At 67.7% G+C, this 882-nt stretch carries 1 protein-coding gene; it reads left to right on the top strand.

Translation table 11 applies throughout. The annotated features are described in order from the left end of the window. The first annotated feature begins 47 nt into the window (after positions 1 to 47). The gene (gene bhcR / locus EN749_RS36510) at positions 48 to 854 is read left to right on the top strand and encodes an HTH-type transcriptional regulator BhcR (RefSeq protein WP_128365058.1); all 807 of its coding nucleotides are present in this window, start codon (positions 48 to 50) and stop codon (positions 852 to 854) included. Positions 855 to 882: the final 28 nt, after the last annotated feature.

Genomic DNA, 882 nt, shown 5'->3' with positions numbered 1-882 from the left:
GCAGTGCCCGGTCGAGCGACTGCACCGAACTGACCTCCGATGGCCCGTTGAAAGCGCGCGGCCGGCCGCGCGCTTTCAACGGGCCATCGGAGGTCAGTTCGGTGCAGTCGCTCGACCGGGCACTGCGCATCCTGGCCATTGTCGCGGAAGGCAGCGGCCTGTCGCTGAGCGAGATCTCGGCGCAGAGCGGCCTTGCCACCTCCACCGCCTATCGCATGCTGACGACGCTGCAAAACCACGGCATGGTCGAATTCGACACATCAGACCAACTGTGGTCGATCGGCGTCGAGACCTACCGCATGGGCGCGGCCTTCCTGCGCCGCCGCAAGCTGGTCGACCGCGCGCGTGTCGCCATGCAAGAGCTGATGGAAAGAACCGGCGAGACCGCCAATCTCGGCGTCGCCGAGGACGATTGCGTGGTCTTCGTCAGCCAGGTCGAGACGCACCAGGCGATCCGCGCCTTCTTCCGTCCGGGCACACGCAGTCCCTTCCATGCGTCCGGCATCGGCAAGGCGGTGCTGGCGCATCTCGAGCCGGAGCGCGTCGGAACCATCCTGCGCAAGGCAGGCCTGCAGCGCTTCACCGACAGGACACTTTCAGACATTTCGGCGCTTGCCCACGATCTGGCGCGGATCAAGCTGCGCGGCTGGTCGGTCGACGACGAGGAGCGGCACCCCGGCATGCGTTGCGTGGCAGCCGCCATCTTCAACGAATTCGGCGAGCCGATCGGCGGCGTTTCGGTGTCGGGACCAACGGTGCGGGTGACGCCGGAGCAGTTGGCCGAGATCGGCCCGCTGGTGCGCGATGCCGCCGCCGAGGTGACCAGGATGATCGGCGGCGTGCGAGCCTTCTGATCAGCCCGTCCCGGGCAGCGCGCTCCTG

This window comes from Mesorhizobium sp. M7A.F.Ca.ET.027.02.1.1 (genome assembly GCF_004022985.1).
Lineage (GTDB): Bacteria > Pseudomonadota > Alphaproteobacteria > Rhizobiales > Rhizobiaceae > Mesorhizobium.
The sequence above is the reverse complement of the archived record's forward strand: the minus strand, read 5'-3'. Positions and strand labels throughout refer to the sequence as shown.